This window comes from Salinibacterium sp. SWN248 (assembly GCF_015864575.1).
Lineage (GTDB): Bacteria > Actinomycetota > Actinomycetes > Actinomycetales > Microbacteriaceae > Rhodoglobus.
Genome location: NZ_JADYWW010000001.1, coordinates 1,830,726 through 1,843,949, shown reverse-complemented (window position 1 = coordinate 1,843,949; position 13,224 = coordinate 1,830,726). Strand labels below are relative to the sequence as shown.

Genomic DNA, 13,224 nt, shown 5'->3' with positions numbered 1-13,224 from the left:
GCTCTGGTCTCTTCGTCCACCGCGGTTCATCGTGGTGCTGATGTTCCTCCTGCCAATTGTGCTGGCAACGGTGCGCGTGCTGTTCGTGCCGCTGATTGTCGGAACTGATCTGAACACCGATGGCACCTCGATACTTTTCGAATCGATCTCAGTGGGTGCGCTTCCGCTGGCAGTTCTGTCGGCGACGCTCGGTCTCATCGCCATAACCTCGGAGTACACGGACGACTCGTTGGCAGCATCATTGGCGGCAGTGCCATCCCGAGTGATGCTGATCGTGGCGAAGACCGTTCCGAGCATTGGCCTCTCCGCTATTTCTACGGCTGCGGGGACGGCTGTCGCCGGCTGGATGGCATCCATCACGCTGACATCGCGTGGTTATACAGTGCCCGGCCTCGATCGCTCGGCGGAGTTGTTGATCAGCGTCGTCGCGGGCGCTGCATGTTTCGCGGTTCTCGGCGTTGCATTCGGTGCGCTTGCGCGATCAGCAGTGTCGGCCGCAATTTTTTTCGTGGGGATCATCTTGTTGATGCCGAGCACGCTCTTCTATCTCGGAGGATCCTGGGTGCCTCGGCTCGCGGAGCTGCTCCCGGCCAGCGCGCTTCAAGCGCTCACTACGCGAGCACCGGCAGAGCCCTTCGCATTAGAGGGGACGCTCGCTTCGGAACTGGAGCCGTTCACGGGCTTCGTAGTACTTGTGTCTGGAGCAGCGCTTCTCCTCGTCGTTGCAATCGCCATATTCGTCCGACGGTCGGTGCACCTCGAAGTCTCGCGAAAAGTCCGCGCGTCGCGCGCATCGCGGTCAACGGTAGGCGCTGCGGGCGCCGCCCGCGGATTGAGCTTTGCCGGAGTAGTCCGATCAGAAGCGCTGAAGGCATTTACCTTGCCGTCCTCGCGATGGCTGCTGGCGTTGAGTGCGGGGGCGATGGTTTTCTTGGCGTGGCGCTGGGCACTAGCAAGAATCCCAGCTGACATCCTTGTGTCGCCAATTACGGCGTGGGACCTAACGTCGCAGACCTTTGACGAGCAGATGACAGCAATAGCTGGTGGGCTGGCTCTGAGCCAATTCTTCATCGCAGCCTTTGGCGCGACTATCGCAACCTCAGATTTTGCTACAGGCAACATTCGCCCGGCGCTAGCTGCGGTACCGCTACGCGGTTGGATGTTGGCGGCGAAAACCGGGATCGCGGTCACCTCAGCGATGGCTGTAGGGGCAATCGCGTTACTGCTGGCTGCGATAGTGGCGACGCCCATCCAGCAGGACCAAGGTTTCCCCGCCACTTTGTCAGCGAGCATCGTATGGATCTCTATCGCCAAAGGGACGATTGCGCTCGGGCTAGTCGCGGCACTCGGATGCGGTGTCGGTATGATCGCGCGTTCGGCCTCCGGTGCACTTTTCGCCTTGGCGACGATCTTCGTCGTCGTGTCGACGCTGACGAGCCAAATGGAACGCATAACCGTCGACACCCCGCTTGTCTGGCTGACTAACATTGGTCGAGTATTCCCGTCGGGGCGCGACGCAGCGGAAACGCTGGGCCCGAATACCTTCCAGCCGTGGTTTCAGTATGGAAATATTTTGCAGCTTCCACCCGGCGCGAGCATGGTGGCGCTGTTTCTGTGGGCTGCCGGAAGCCTAGCGATCGCGTGGGTGCTGTTTCGTCGCCGTGGAGTCTGAGTTCTATCCTTCAAGACCTGCGAGCAACTCGTTCATGTAGTTGATCTCACTCATTTGCGCGGCAACCATTCCCGCGGCCAACGACGTCACTACATCGTTCGTCGACCGCTCGAGAAGACCCTCGGCCATGTCGACACCGCCCGCGTGGTGGGCAATCATGAGCTCAAGAAACATGGCGTCAGCGTCGGTGGTGCTCGTTCTAAGAGCTTCCATCTGGTCGTACGTCGCGAGGCCGGGCATTGTCATCGCGGTCGAGGAGTCGGAATCCGAGGTACCGTGAGAGTCGTGTTCGCCGTCATCCAGCATCCACGTCATCGCAGGTTCGCTCGAGGCTTGCGGCAAATTCCACATGATGAGCCACGCGAACATTTGTCCCGCTTGCTGGCCCTGCGCCGTCGCAATGTCATAGGCCAAGGTGCGTATGGTTTGATTCTCGCTCTTTTCCAGAATGATCATCGCCATGTCGACAGCCTGCAGATGGTGCGTCTGCATGTCGCGCGCGAAACCGGCTTCGGCGCTCGTCGTCAAGGGATCCGAGGATTCAGCGGGCAACAACTTTTGCCCAGCGAGAACGCCGACTCCAACCAGCAGCAGCGCTGCGATCGCCATGGCGCTTAAGCGGAGCCAGGGGTGACGTGGCGAACCGCCGTCGCCGTCGGTCATGCGATGCGTCCGCCGCCGTCGATTCCGCCGGAGCACGAAGCCCCAATTTCAGGTGCTTCGCCGCCCTGCCAGAACTTGTCAACGAAGTCCTGCATACGGGGATCATCTGCCCCGTCAAGTTCAACCTGGTTTCCCCACGCAGAAATCACGATGGGTGCCTGAAGGCCCTCGAAGGGCGAGAGCACTGAATAGGTCGACGGAACTGCATCCTGCAACGCTTCCAGTTCGTCACCCGAGATTTGCTCCGGGTCGTACGTCACCCACACGGCACCATGCTCAAGAGCGTGCACGGCGTTTTCGTTCGGCACTGGCTCGGTGTACACACCGCAATTCAGCCACACGGATGCGTGCTCACCGCCCACCGGCGGGCTTTGCTCGTAATCGACGGTGCCCTCAACATGACCGGCGACCAGATTCGGATAATTCTGCACGCCGTCGATCTCGATGGCTTCGGGGCTAGTTCGCGGAGTTCCGTTCGCCACCACCATTACGATGACCAACGCTAGGACGCCTACCGCGGCGACGCTGCTGATGACGATACCGATGACACGGTGACGCTTCTCGGCGGCTTGTTTCTTTTTTAGCGCGGCGACTTTTGTGGCCCGGCGCGCATCGCGCTGCTGCTTCACCGTGAGGTCTTCGCCGGATGATGCGTTTGGGGAGGATTGCGAGTCGCGGGGTGGCATTCAGGTGGTCCTGTCGTCGAGTGCGTGGGCAGGGAACAGATGTGCAGTCCGAGCCTATTCGGTCGAATTTGTGAAAGCCCTCCTAGGGAGCGCACTCCCGAATATCGGCAGCCGAGTCCCTAGTTCTTGGCGAAGATGCGGTTAACTTCTGCGCGGCTAGCCCTGCTCTGTGATCGCTCGCAATGCCAGCAGGTGCTGCTGATACGCGCGATACCCGGATGCCGTCGAGGTGACCCACGTGCGTGGACGATTGCCGACCGTTCCCTTGATCACTTTTACGTAGCAGGCATCCGCAAGATAGCTGATCGCTTTGCTGAGAGCCGAGTCCTCGACTTCGAGCAACGCTTTCAGGGTCGCGAAGTCGATCTCGTTCCTAGGGCCGAGCGCGGCCATCAGCGAGAGCCGTATCGGAGTAAGAAACGCATCATTGAGCTGGTGACGTGGATGCTGTTTCATGAACGTGCGTCTCGGTGCGCAGGCAGCGCGGAAGCCGCAAGCATGACGAGAAAGACCGCGATTCCGGCAGCTATCGTTGCCGCGAGGGATGGGGACTGTGCCAGCGGAGCGAGTATCGCAAATGCAAAGAGCGTGCTCGTGGTGATGCCGAAGGCAGTCCACTGTATCCAGCCCCATTCGAAACCGACGCGGGGCAAGACCCACGCAGATTCGTTCAGCACGTACGTGAACGCGATGCCCGCGAGCGCCGCGATCATCACCAGTGCTGAGACGATCGGAACGGTGCCGAATGAGATAAGCAAGCCCGCTACCGCTCCCATGATCCCTGTGTTCCAGCGCACGGGTGTGCTGAGCGGTTCGTGGCTGCGGCCCGCCGGGGTGCGTGAACGTGGCACCCGGATCAGTTGAGCTATGGCAGGTGCGGCCAGAGGAACGAAGACGGCGAGAACGACGAGTGCGATGAGCCACGGGGAGTAGGGCACGTCGAACACCGACAGACCCGACAGAAAGGTCATCGCGATGATCGCGAGGGCCAAGGGAATCCATACTGCTCGCGGTAGTGCTCTTCGGATGCCGAACCGTTCACGGGTGCCCGTGGTCATCGTGGTGAAGGCCAGTATTGGTACGAGGAGTAGCGATGTCTGCGAGAACTTGTCGGGGTTGCTGTCGCCGGCTGTGCCGATGCTCACGGAAAATGCGAAAAGAAACACGCCGATATAGCTCGCTGCCATCAGAGCGCTCCAGAGGCTGAACCAAGCGAAGCCACGGGACGGCCCTCGCTGGTTCACCGAATCGCGCACTTCTTGTTGCTGTTGGAGTTGGCGAGAGGCTTCAACCCGCGTGGTTTGTGGGGCGGAATCTGGGGCGGCGGGGGAGTCCGCGGAATCACTTTCCATCTGGAAAGTGTAACGTATGTGATTTTTTCGCAAGTATGACGGAAGATCTAGCGTTGAAGTGTTGACAATCGATCACTTCAATCTTGTATCATTCAGATGACACAAATTAAAGGAGCCGTCAATGTCGTACCTACTGCTCGTCTTACAGTCTCCACTCATCCTGGCGACAATCGCTATCGTCATCTTCCTTTTCGCGAGGCGAGGGCGAACCGCCGAAACTGTCGTGCCAGGACGCAGTGCGTTCATGCGTTCAGTCGCAGTCACAGGTTCAGCCGCGGTATTGATCGTGCATCTCGCGGTCCAGTTCTTTCCGCTACTCGACTTGGCGCAGCGTTACCTGTTGCCGAACTTGAATGTCGATTTCAGCCCCCAGCCGTGGGCGTACGCGTGGTGGCGCTATCCGCTGCCGTTGATCGTCGCCGTCGTGGTGCTGGCCGTAGTCTTGGTGCGGGTTGCACGAAAGTCCGTGACGGTCGAGACGCCGGTGTTGTCATTGAAGCCGCGTGGGTGGGCTAGTTTCGCCAGTCGTAAAGAGCTCGCAAGCGCGGCAAGCGCTCTCGGCGCGCTCGTGAGCGTCTCGCTATTTGCAGGAGTGCACTCGATCACCGACAGATTGGGGCTGCACACGCTGGTCAGCGGGCCGCGACCCGTCGGCGTCACCGATGCTGCCTGGGATGAGTACGGAGCCAGCACTTTCTACGGCTGGGCTTATTCAGTGCCCGTCGTAATCCTCGCTGTGGTACTTGCAGTGCAGCTCTGGTGGGTTTTGCGCACCATCTCGGTTCGCCCGTTCGCGAGCCCGGCGTCCGTCGATGCGGAAACTCGCGAGCGCACGCGCGCATCTTCTGTACTGCTTCGACTTTTCATCGCCGCAGTATTGCTTCCGCTGGGCGGCGCTCTTCTCCTCATCGGTCAAACAGCGATGTTCTCCAACGTGATCACCACCCTAGATTCCGACGACTACCTCGTGTCCTTGGGGTATGCGTCCTTTGCCCCGGCGATCGCCGTGACCGGTGCGCTGCTGCAGGCCCTCGCGCTGCTCATGCTCGTGGCAGCAATTCACGGCAAGCGGTCGCGTGTGTCTTCTCCGGAGTTGGTGCGCTCGTGACCGACGCCAACGAAATCTACGAGCAATTCCGCGGGATGATCGTGTCGGGTCAGGTCGGCAGCGGCGAGCGGCTCCCCACGGTGCGACAGGTTGCGAGCGATCTCGGGGTCGCCAACGGAACTGCTGCCAAGGCATACAAGATGCTCGAAGCTGACGGGCTCGTCTACTCGCGCACGGGTGCTGGCACCCGCGTTTTAGAAGGCGCAGCCGTGTTGCCGGGGGCGATCGTGTCACGCATCCGTGAACTGGTCTTCGAGGCGAAGGGGCATGAAGTTCGCGAAGAGGATGTGGTCACCGCCATCCGCAGCGCTTGGAGTTCCTGAGGAACTTCGGCAGCGTACGCGGCCGATGCTCAGTGCTCGTGTGACGGCACGGGTGCAGGGTCGCCGACGTAGCATCCGACCGTAAACGGAAACTCAATCGTGGCGCTGTAGTGGTACATCTCCTGCTCAACACCGTCGAAAAGCACCGTGCTGGTGCGGCCGTGGCATTCGTCGAGGTCAGCGTTGGCGGGGAGATTGCCGTTCGAGTCGCGCTCGATGTAGATGCCGAAACCGTCAAGGGCGTAGCCGACGAGGGTCGATCCGGTCTCAGGGGCGGCATTCAAGAGACACGACGGCACACCGTGGTAATGGTAATAATCGCCGCCATCCGGATGCCCGTCACACAGGTCTTGGGTTTCGTGGGCGACCGCATCCCCGCCCGAGGCATCCACCGCGTTATAGAGGTAGACGCCATTTTTGAGCACTCCAACGGCCCCCATCGCAACACAGCTTGGCTCGGCGGCAACGGTGGGAGCGACGCTAAGAGTGAGCTCAACAAGCTTCTCGTCAATCTCGTTGGGGTTGCGGTCGAATTCTTTTGCCGGGTCGGTATCGGCGATGGGGAACGTGCCGGTCATTTGCTCGGTCGGCACATTGGCAGTCAGGATGGTGCGAGTGTCGTGGCCGACCTGTTCCTCGTAATAGGCCTGTGGCCACGAGACGGCGCCCTCGACGGTGTCCTTTGTCGTGGCATCCCACGTGCCAGCGTCGTAGTCGATCCACGGTCCGCCGTTCACGGGTCCGCGCCCGCTGAAGTCGGTCTTGCAGGAGTACAGATAGTCGACAGCGGGGGAGGTGGAGGTGCGGTCGTCTCCGAGCGGAATGGCAGTGGCGTCGATGACGCCAGACCAGGCATCCGGGATGTCGATCGCAGACGCTGCAGCGCTCGGCTCGATACTCGGCGTCGCGGTAGCGGTCGCCGTGTCGTCGGCAGCGCCTGACGCACACGCGGAGAGGATGAGAATTCCCCCCAGCGACAAAGCGAGTGCTGTGCGTGAGGTTATCGAGCGAGTGATCATGGCACATGCCCCTAGAAGAATCTGGCCGCGCGGGTGGTGATCGCGAGCGCCGCTGATACTAGCGGATAGTTCTATGACGGCTTCATGGGACGCCCGTCGGGGCTATTGATTGCGCACTTTCGCGTCGATTCGCGTTCACCGGCTCGTCAATGGCGCTGGCTATCCAGTTGACGCTCATGCTCATGCTCTCAGGTCTGGCGCTGGTCTTGATCCACCGTCGTGAGCTGGTACTCGACTAACAGCTTCTGAATGGGGAGAGGCGTCACCACTGGGCGGCGCCTCTTTCGTGCATTCAACATTGAGGCGACGTCCAGACGCGCGTTCTATGGTCAAACTTATATACAAGTGCGATCCACCGCCACGACCTACCGAGCCCGAGTGGTGCATCGTGCGGAAAAGTTTGCCCAACTAGCGTCGCTCAGCGTGGCGGTGGCTCAGACAACCACTCGAAAGGTTACTCATGAATCGCTTCACAGACCGCGTAGTTCTCATCACCGGCGGAGGGTCAGGCCTCGGCCGGGCGGCCGCAGTGCGACTAGCGGGGGAGGGCGCCAAACTCGCTCTCGTCGATGTATCCGAAAGCGGCTTGGCCGACTCCGTCACCGCGATCGCTGAGACCGCGCCCGACGCCGAAGTTCTCACCGTCGTTGCTGATGTGTCCAAAGAGTCGGATGTTGATCGTTACGTCGCGGAGACCGTAGAACGCTTCGGTCGCATCGATGGCTTCTTCAATAACGCCGGCATCGAAGGCAAGCAGAATCTCACTGAAAATTTCTCCGCAGAAGAGTTCGACAAGGTCGTCGCCATTAACCTGCGCGGTGTGTTCTTGGGCCTCGAGAAGGTTCTCAAGATCATGCGCGAGCAGGGTTCCGGCATGGTCGTGAACACGGCGAGCGTTGGCGGCATCCGCGGGATCGGAAACCAGTCCGGCTATGCAGCAGCCAAGCATGGCGTCGTGGGTCTCACTCGCAACTCGGGTATTGAATATGCTGAGTACGGCATCCGAATCAACGCGATCGCACCAGGCGCCATCTGGACGCCGATGGTCGAAAACTCGATGAAGCAGCTTGATGCCGAAAACCCCCGTGGCGCTGCCGAGCAGTTCATTCAGGGAAACCCGACCAAGCGCTTTGGCGAAGCACCTGAGATCGCGGCCGTTGTGGCATTCCTGCTGAGCGATGACGCCAGCTACGTCAACGCAACCGTTCTGCCGATCGATGGCGGGCAGTCCTACAAGTACTAGGTCACCTCTCGTCGTTATCTGACGAGGGCGCAGGGGAGTGGGCGGCCGATCGGGCTGCCTGCTCCCTTTCTTTGTTCTCGAACCAAGATCTTGATAGAGATTTATTCAGGTTTCTGGTGATCGACTGACTGGCGTTCCTCGTCAGCCAAGAGGATGCCATCACGCACGGCGCTGCGAACGACTCGGTGCAGCACATAAAACAGAAGGACGACGGCGACGACGGTGAAAACGAAATCCATTCCGGAATCCTTTGTTCGTTGCCAGCCGGTCGGCTGAACGTTGGAGAGTGTTGAAATCTCTCTAAGCTGACATAATGTGCATTATCGGATACTGAATACGTCCCGGAGAGGGGCGGCAGGGGTCAGGGCTGCAACGGCGGCAACGCAACGACCGTCACAGTCCAGGGCTGCTGGTTGTCGGTCGTCACTGCGATTGAATAGCTGCCGCTGGGATCGATGTCCATCTCGTCCAGGTGGACTGCGTCATCTGAATTTTCGCGACAGTCGTGAGAAGGCTGTGCGACGTCACCGAGCGAAGCTGTCATGCGGCCAAGACCAACACAATCTGAATACACTGCGATTCGTCCTGTTGTGGGGGCGAATGGCGACACATCGATAGAGCCGCCGGCATTAGTGCTCGTCGCTAGGACAACTTCGCCCCCGGTGTCGAACGCCATCAATTCTGGAGTTTCTGACATAACGGAATCACTGGCCGTGTTTGTGCGGTCCGGCGCGTGAACTCTCACTTCGACGTCTGCCTCTGAGGCGCCGGTGCACCCGGTCAGCATCGCCATAACGGCCGCAGCAGCAACAATGTACAGCCCGCTGCGTACCGCGCTCATGGCGCTCCCCCGCTTAATCACTCGTGATTGCACCTCGCGCTGGCGTCGAAGGCTCACGCTTGAGCCGCATAGACAGGCTATCAAAAAACATGAGAGTCTGTCAACTAAGCTCCGGTTTGGGGACGTGAAGTTCTACCCGTGCTCACTGCAGCACCACACTAAAAACTCGGATTACGGCTGCTGACGAACCTCGCCAGCGCCTCAGCAGCGGCTTCGTGATCGATAGCGTCCGGCTCCCCCGACATGGTCATTGTGCCGATGATGGCGCCGTCGACCCACAGCGGAATCGATCCACCGTGAGCCTTGTACCTGTCGTGGTCGACATCCGTTCGTTCATCAAACGGCGTACCGGCAGCGAGGTGGCGCAGCTTGACCACGAGCGACGCTTCGCCGAAATGGTTCACAACTGCAGCTTTTCCCGCCAGCCAGGGGTCGTTGTCTGCGTTTGTCGACTTCAGCTTCGCCTTGAAGACAACGTCACCGTGGAGAACGATTTCAACTGCGAGATTGAGATCCCATTCCTGAATTACCTGTACGGCAATCAGCCCCAGCGCGACAGCATCATCATTGGTGATGGTGTCGAACTCAATTTCATTCAAGTACTCGACATCGGGCACCGAGTAGTGCGGTAGTGGACGACTCATCGGTTCATCTCCTGAAGGTGCGTTCGAATGACGCCGACAAGCTCGGCGGGCTCATAACGATCGGATGTGGCGGCCAACTCATCGATGGTCCACCATCGGTGCGCCAACACGTCGACGCGTTCGTCGGCTGTCCATTGTTCTTGCGACGGCTCGAAGGCATCCGTGTGAGCGAGGTAGAACTCGGCGTGACCGGTGTCATGATCAGCGGCATCCCACTCCACCACGAAGTCGTGCGCCCACACGGGAGCACCGAGATCCTCGATAACAAGTCCGGTTTCTTCTTCAAGTTCGCGTAGTGCCGCTTGGTGGTGTGACTCCCCCGGGTCCACGCCGCCACCCGGCGTCAGCCAGCGCGCGACACCGCTTGTATCCGGCGCTTTCGTCAGAAAAAGCAAGAAGCGCTGCTCGCGGTCGAACAACAGCACACGGCTGGTAGTTCGGTTCACCGGCATCCGCGGGTCGCTACTTGTTCAGAAAGTCTGAGACGTCGCCGACGTAGCGAGTGTTGTTCTCGGGCACAGGCTCAACGGCAGCAGAAGCAACCTCGGCGGCGAACTCGCTCACGTTGTACAGGCGGCCAGCAGCCTCTTTGCGAGCCTCGATCGCTCCAGGGTTGGCGCGCTGCAGCAGCGTCGCGGTGATCGTTCCCTCTATCATGTCGCCCGAGACGACGACAAAGCCGATGCCCTTAGCCTCAAGCTCAGGGATCAATTCGCGTAGGGCATCCTCGCCGGCTCGCTTGCTGAGCGCGACCGGAACGTATTCGGGCATCGTCTCAACGGTGCGGATGAAGTGCGCCTGGTGGCTAGTGACGAAGACAACGCGTGAACCTTCGTGCAGCAGCGGCATCATGGTCTTCAAGAAATTGACTTGAGCGTCGCGGTTGAGCTGCATGGCGTAGTCCTCAGCCATGCCACCCTCCATGCCGCCGGAGGCATTGAGCACCAGAATCTCGAGCCCGCCGAACTCAGTCTTCACCGTCTCGAACAGGGCAGAAACAGTCTCGGGGTCAGTGAGGTCGGCGCCAATGGCAATCGCCGAACCGTCAGTCTCGTTGAGCTGAGCGACAAGCTTGAGGGCGCGAGCCTCTTTGTTGCGGTAGTTCACGGCAACGCGGGCGCCCGCTTCGGCGAAGTAGGCGGCCGTATCGGCGCCAATCCCCCGCGAAGAACCAGTGATGAGCGCGCGAGCGCCATCGAGCGAGTGGGCTGCCAGAGGATTCGAATTATCGCTGTTCACCCTACGACTTTAGCGGTCAATGCCGTGCTGTGCAGTGAGGTAAGTGCTAGCGTCGGGACTGAAGATTTGTCGAACTGCGCAACGATGAAGGGCGCCGGAACAATGCTTATTGATCTGACTCAGTACCTCTGGATTCTCTGGCTTGCCCTCGTCGTGTTGTTCATCGTGATCGAAGTCATGACTCTCGAATTCACATTCCTCATGATCTCCGCGGGCACTCTCATCGGTGGGCTCGGCTCCAACCTTCTTGGCTGGCCGTGGTACATCCAGATCGCTCTCGCCGCAGCGATCTCTGGCCTTCTCATCTTCACCATCAGGCCGGTTTTGCTGATGAATCTTGAAAAGGGAGCCGACCCTGCAAAGAGCAACGTCGACGCTCTCTATGATCTCGGCGGTCGCGTAACAGGCCCCTTCGCCAATGGCATTGGCGAGGTCAAACTCGACAATGGCGAAACCTGGACTGCCCGCATCGGAGACAGCTCGCCACCGTCGGCGGTTCCCGTCGGCAAGCGAATTTCGGTCACGGCCATCGAAGGTGCCATGGCCGTCGTCATTCTTGAATCTGCCAAACTCGGCTCCACTCAACCTCGTGCGACCACAAAATCGCCGAGAAAGGAAGAAAAGTGACTGATCCCGCTGGCTTCGTAGGCCAGATCTTTGTGATTATTCTGCTCGTCGTTCTGGCGATCTTCGTGATCGTCACGTTGTTCCGTGCAATCCGCATTGTTCCGCAGGCGCGTGCCGGAGTCGTCGAACGCCTCGGCAAGTACCGCAAGACCTTGCTGCCCGGCCTCAATATCCTTGTTCCTTTTATCGACCGGATGCTGCCCCTCATCGACTTGCGTGAACAGGTCGTCTCGTTCCCGCCGCAGCCGGTTATCACCGAAGACAACCTCGTCGTCTCTATCGACACTGTCGTCTTCTTCCAAGTAACGGATGCCCGTGCCGCGACCTACGAGATCGGCAACTATCTCGGGGCCGTTGAACAGTTGACGACCACGACGCTGCGAAACGTTGTCGGTGGCCTCAACCTCGAACAGGCCCTCACGAGCCGCGACAACATCAATTCGCAACTGCGCGTGGTCCTCGACGAAGCGACCGGCAAGTGGGGCATTCGCGTGGGACGCGTCGAGCTCAAGGCCATTGACCCGCCCCTCTCAATCCAAGATTCGATGGAAAAGCAGATGCGTGCCGAGCGTGACCGCCGGGCGCAGATCTTGACCGCCGAGGGCACCAAGCAGGCCGCGATTCTCGAAGCGGAGGGTTCGCGCCAGGCAGCGATCCTTGAGGCGGAGGGTGAAGCGAAAGCTGCTGTGCTGCGTGCTGATGGTGAAGCTGCTGCGATTAAGACAGTCTTCGCCGCGATTCATGAGGGCGACCCCGACCCGAAGCTGCTGGCGTACCAGTACCTCCAGACGCTGCCTAAGATTGCAGAAGGTGATTCCAACAAGATGTGGATTATCCCGTCTGAACTGACGGAAGCGCTCAAGGGCATTGGTGAAGGATTCTTTAGTGGCAAAGGACCAGTCGCGCGTTAGCGCCAACTCGTCGTTCCTCTCCCCCGCTCGCCCCCGAGTGCTCGCGCACCGGGGGCTTGCGGTGGAAGCACCCGAGAACACGCTCCTCGCGTTCGCGAAAGCTGTCGCGGTGGGTGCGCACTACATCGAGACGGATGTTCACGTCAGCCTCGACGGTGTAGCGGTGGTCGCTCACGACCCGAGTCTCACTCGCGTCGCCGGCCGGAACATCATGGTCGATCAGCTCACGATGACAGAGTTGCGGCGAATTGATCTGGGCGAAGGTCAAGGCTTCTGCTCGTTGGGAGAGGCGCTCGATGCCTTTCCCGAGACTCGCTTCAATGTCGACGTCAAAAACAAAGGCGCGGTGCTGCCGACCGCGCGCGCGATCCGCGAGATGCACGCGATCGATCGAGTGCTCGTGACCTCATTCGATGAGGCCCGCCGTGCCGCCACAGTCGAACAATTGCCAGGAGTGGCAAGTTCGGCATCCGCTCGACGGTTCATCTTGGCGCTGCTGAGCGCCAAGACCGGAATTTCGCCCGCCGTTCGCCGCGCGCTCAGTGGACTGGTTGCCATCCAAGTACCCGAGAAGGCACTAGGGTTGCGTGTGACCACTCAGCGGATGATCGACCGCGTGCACACTCTCGGACTCGAGATGCACGTCTGGACTATCAATGAACCGCAGCGAATGCGTCACCTGCTCGACCTCGGTGTCGATGGAATCGTCACCGATCGAGCAGACCTCGCCCTCGAAGTTGTGAAATCGCGCGCCTGATCAAGGCGGCGCACACTCCACTTCTGGGCAGCGAAAATGTTGGCAAATGCTGACAAGTCGCTGTGAACAGTGCGCCCTTGGAAGCATACGTTCAGCAAGAGGGTTTATTACTTGTAGAAACCGCGAATTGAAGGAGGCC

17 protein-coding genes are annotated in these 13,224 nt (G+C 59.9%); 7 read left to right on the top strand and 10 right to left on the bottom strand.

Features of this window, described 5'->3' with window-relative positions; all coding sequences use genetic code 11:
- Window positions 1-40: 40 nt before the first annotated feature.
- Entirely contained in the window at window positions 41-1,672 is a 1,632-nt protein-coding gene (locus I6E73_RS08815; RefSeq protein ID WP_197124647.1) for a hypothetical protein, read from the top strand.
- Window positions 1,673-1,675: 3 nt separating this feature from the next.
- Here I6E73_RS08815 and I6E73_RS08810 read toward each other — a convergent pair whose 3' ends face one another.
- The 4 genes from I6E73_RS08810 to I6E73_RS08795 all read right to left on the bottom strand — a co-directional run bounded on the left by I6E73_RS08810 (window position 1,676) and on the right by I6E73_RS08795 (window position 4,373).
- A complete protein-coding gene (locus I6E73_RS08810) occupies window positions 1,676-2,335 on the bottom strand; it encodes a DUF305 domain-containing protein (protein WP_197124646.1) in 660 nt (219 codons plus the stop codon).
- Window positions 2,332-3,021 (bottom strand): DUF3105 domain-containing protein, encoded by a 690-nt coding sequence (locus tag I6E73_RS08805; protein WP_197124644.1) that lies wholly within the window; start codon window positions 3,019-3,021, stop codon window positions 2,332-2,334. The genes I6E73_RS08810 and I6E73_RS08805 overlap by 4 nt, the downstream gene beginning before the upstream one ends.
- Window positions 3,022-3,177: 156 nt before the next feature.
- Window positions 3,178-3,477, bottom strand: a complete 300-nt coding sequence (locus tag I6E73_RS08800) for a transcriptional regulator (protein WP_197124642.1) — start codon at window positions 3,475-3,477, stop codon at window positions 3,178-3,180.
- Window positions 3,474-4,373 carry a hypothetical protein gene (locus I6E73_RS08795; protein WP_197124641.1) on the bottom strand — a complete coding sequence of 300 codons (900 nt, stop codon included), beginning with the start codon at window positions 4,371-4,373 and terminating at the stop codon, window positions 3,474-3,476. The genes I6E73_RS08800 and I6E73_RS08795 overlap by 4 nt, the downstream gene beginning before the upstream one ends.
- 121 nt (window positions 4,374-4,494) lie before the next feature.
- Here I6E73_RS08795 and I6E73_RS08790 point away from each other — a divergent pair, with 121 nt between their 5' ends.
- Window positions 4,495-5,481, top strand: coding sequence for a hypothetical protein (locus tag I6E73_RS08790; RefSeq protein ID WP_197124639.1), 987 nt, complete (start codon window positions 4,495-4,497; stop codon window positions 5,479-5,481).
- Complete coding sequence (locus I6E73_RS08785; protein WP_307784267.1) at window positions 5,478-5,804, top strand: GntR family transcriptional regulator; 327 nt, start codon at window positions 5,478-5,480, stop codon at window positions 5,802-5,804. Before I6E73_RS08790 ends, I6E73_RS08785 begins: the two co-directional genes overlap by 4 nt.
- A 29-nt stretch (window positions 5,805-5,833) precedes the next feature.
- Here the strand turns inward: I6E73_RS08785 and I6E73_RS08780 are convergent, their stop codons facing one another.
- Window positions 5,834-6,823 carry a YHYH protein gene (locus I6E73_RS08780; RefSeq protein ID WP_197124637.1) on the bottom strand — a complete coding sequence of 330 codons (990 nt, stop codon included), beginning with the start codon at window positions 6,821-6,823 and terminating at the stop codon, window positions 5,834-5,836.
- A gap of 460 nt (window positions 6,824-7,283) precedes the next feature.
- Here I6E73_RS08780 and I6E73_RS08775 point away from each other — a divergent pair, with 460 nt between their 5' ends.
- Window positions 7,284-8,066, top strand: coding sequence for a glucose 1-dehydrogenase (locus I6E73_RS08775; protein ID WP_197124635.1), 783 nt, complete (start codon window positions 7,284-7,286; stop codon window positions 8,064-8,066).
- Between the two features lie 101 nt (window positions 8,067-8,167).
- Here the strand turns inward: I6E73_RS08775 and I6E73_RS08770 are convergent, their stop codons facing one another.
- The 5 genes from I6E73_RS08770 to I6E73_RS08750 all read right to left on the bottom strand — a co-directional run bounded on the left by I6E73_RS08770 (window position 8,168) and on the right by I6E73_RS08750 (window position 10,790).
- Window positions 8,168-8,305 carry a hypothetical protein gene (locus I6E73_RS08770; RefSeq protein WP_197124633.1) on the bottom strand — a complete coding sequence of 46 codons (138 nt, stop codon included), beginning with the start codon at window positions 8,303-8,305 and terminating at the stop codon, window positions 8,168-8,170.
- A gap of 122 nt (window positions 8,306-8,427) precedes the next feature.
- Window positions 8,428-8,907, bottom strand: a complete 480-nt coding sequence (locus I6E73_RS08765; RefSeq protein WP_197124631.1) for a hypothetical protein — start codon at window positions 8,905-8,907, stop codon at window positions 8,428-8,430.
- 158 nt (window positions 8,908-9,065) lie between these two features.
- Window positions 9,066-9,551 carry a heme-binding protein gene (locus tag I6E73_RS08760; protein WP_197124629.1) on the bottom strand — a complete coding sequence of 162 codons (486 nt, stop codon included), beginning with the start codon at window positions 9,549-9,551 and terminating at the stop codon, window positions 9,066-9,068.
- A complete protein-coding gene (locus tag I6E73_RS08755; protein WP_197124627.1) occupies window positions 9,548-10,003 on the bottom strand; it encodes an NUDIX hydrolase in 456 nt (151 codons plus the stop codon). Before I6E73_RS08755 ends, I6E73_RS08760 begins: the two co-directional genes overlap by 4 nt.
- A 10-nt stretch (window positions 10,004-10,013) precedes the next feature.
- Window positions 10,014-10,790 carry an SDR family oxidoreductase gene (locus tag I6E73_RS08750; protein WP_197109969.1) on the bottom strand — a complete coding sequence of 259 codons (777 nt, stop codon included), beginning with the start codon at window positions 10,788-10,790 and terminating at the stop codon, window positions 10,014-10,016.
- A gap of 102 nt (window positions 10,791-10,892) precedes the next feature.
- Here I6E73_RS08750 and I6E73_RS08745 point away from each other — a divergent pair, with 102 nt between their 5' ends.
- Genes I6E73_RS08745 through I6E73_RS08735 form a run of 3 tightly spaced genes read left to right on the top strand, consistent with a single transcriptional unit; the run spans window position 10,893 to window position 13,085 of the window.
- On the top strand, window positions 10,893-11,417 hold the full coding sequence (locus tag I6E73_RS08745) for an NfeD family protein (protein WP_231600605.1): 525 nt from the start codon (window positions 10,893-10,895) through the stop codon (window positions 11,415-11,417).
- Window positions 11,414-12,328, top strand: coding sequence for an SPFH domain-containing protein (locus tag I6E73_RS08740; RefSeq protein ID WP_197124625.1), 915 nt, complete (start codon window positions 11,414-11,416; stop codon window positions 12,326-12,328). Before I6E73_RS08745 ends, I6E73_RS08740 begins: the two co-directional genes overlap by 4 nt.
- A complete protein-coding gene (locus I6E73_RS08735) occupies window positions 12,303-13,085 on the top strand; it encodes a glycerophosphodiester phosphodiesterase family protein (RefSeq protein ID WP_197124623.1) in 783 nt (260 codons plus the stop codon). Before I6E73_RS08740 ends, I6E73_RS08735 begins: the two co-directional genes overlap by 26 nt.
- The last annotated feature ends 139 nt before the right edge of the window (window positions 13,086-13,224 follow it).

What these genes read in the sequence shown, in the direction of transcription:
- I6E73_RS08765 (WP_197124631.1), bottom strand. Translation starts at nt 8,907, where the DNA reads ATGAGCGCGGTACGCAGCGGGCTGTACATTGTTGCTGCTGCGGCCGTT.
- I6E73_RS08745 (WP_231600605.1), top strand. Translation starts at nt 10,893, where the DNA reads ATGCTTATTGATCTGACTCAGTACCTCTGGATTCTCTGGCTTGCCCTC.
- I6E73_RS08800 (WP_197124642.1), bottom strand. Translation starts at nt 3,477, where the DNA reads ATGAAACAGCATCCACGTCACCAGCTCAATGATGCGTTTCTTACTCCG.
- I6E73_RS08790 (WP_197124639.1), top strand. Translation starts at nt 4,495, where the DNA reads ATGTCGTACCTACTGCTCGTCTTACAGTCTCCACTCATCCTGGCGACA.
- I6E73_RS08780 (WP_197124637.1), bottom strand. Translation starts at nt 6,823, where the DNA reads ATGATCACTCGCTCGATAACCTCACGCACAGCACTCGCTTTGTCGCTG.
- I6E73_RS08805 (WP_197124644.1), bottom strand. Translation starts at nt 3,021, where the DNA reads ATGCCACCCCGCGACTCGCAATCCTCCCCAAACGCATCATCCGGCGAA.
- I6E73_RS08815 (WP_197124647.1), top strand. Translation starts at nt 41, where the DNA reads ATGTTCCTCCTGCCAATTGTGCTGGCAACGGTGCGCGTGCTGTTCGTG.
- I6E73_RS08755 (WP_197124627.1), bottom strand. Translation starts at nt 10,003, where the DNA reads ATGCCGGTGAACCGAACTACCAGCCGTGTGCTGTTGTTCGACCGCGAG.
- I6E73_RS08760 (WP_197124629.1), bottom strand. Translation starts at nt 9,551, where the DNA reads ATGAGTCGTCCACTACCGCACTACTCGGTGCCCGATGTCGAGTACTTG.
- I6E73_RS08770 (WP_197124633.1), bottom strand. Translation starts at nt 8,305, where the DNA reads ATGGATTTCGTTTTCACCGTCGTCGCCGTCGTCCTTCTGTTTTATGTG.
- I6E73_RS08795 (WP_197124641.1), bottom strand. Translation starts at nt 4,373, where the DNA reads ATGGAAAGTGATTCCGCGGACTCCCCCGCCGCCCCAGATTCCGCCCCA.
- I6E73_RS08775 (WP_197124635.1), top strand. Translation starts at nt 7,284, where the DNA reads ATGAATCGCTTCACAGACCGCGTAGTTCTCATCACCGGCGGAGGGTCA.
- I6E73_RS08810 (WP_197124646.1), bottom strand. Translation starts at nt 2,335, where the DNA reads ATGACCGACGGCGACGGCGGTTCGCCACGTCACCCCTGGCTCCGCTTA.